This window comes from Companilactobacillus suantsaicola, from assembly GCF_004745525.1.
Classification (GTDB): domain Bacteria; phylum Bacillota; class Bacilli; order Lactobacillales; family Lactobacillaceae; genus Companilactobacillus; species Companilactobacillus suantsaicola.
The window spans coordinates 1-631 of record NZ_RKLY01000065.1 but is presented as its reverse complement, the minus strand read 5'-3'; the positions used below and the strand labels follow the sequence as shown (position 1 = coordinate 631).

Below are 631 nucleotides of genomic sequence, written 5' to 3'. Positions count from 1 at the left end.
TCGCCAAAGATCCCGTTAGCATCTTCATATTTTTTCTTTCGAGGAATCAAATCGTTTTTTAAGAGATGATTATAGTGTTTAAGCTTTCGTCTAAGACGTTTATTTTTAGAGCCACCTACGGCCACTTTTTCTGTTTTAATGGTTTCATCAAGTTCGGAAATTTTGGTATCAATATGAGTAGAAATTTCAGCAAGTTCAGTACTATTTAGGCTTCGAGAGGTTTCCTTCGAAATCTCAATATCAACACTATTTTGAATCACTTCATCATATAAGGCGTCTGTTTTTGCGTCCAATTTTGGTTCAGCTTTTTCAACAGATTTTTTCCAAACAAATGTATATTTATTCGCATTTGCCAAAATTTTAGTTCCGTCGATAAACAATGCGGAATCGTCGATCAGCTCAAGCTGATTTAGACGATTCCTAAATGTTAAGAATAGTCTCTTTATGAGTTCCTTTGAGTGATCACCAGTACGAAATCTATTAATGGTTCTGTAGCTAGGAATAGTTAAAATATTTCCCATCAACCAGCGCATTGGTAAGTTTTCTTCTGCCATTTCAGAAATCTTTCTACCTGCAAAAACTTTTCTTGAATAAGCAAACAATAACATCTTTAACAACATCTTTGCCGGAT

The 631-nt window shown here is 34.4% G+C and carries 1 protein-coding gene; it reads right to left on the bottom strand.

The window, feature by feature from the left end:
- Window positions 1–631, bottom strand: a 631-nt coding sequence (locus EGT49_RS12355; RefSeq protein WP_135374712.1) for a transposase, incomplete at both ends; no start/stop codon positions are given.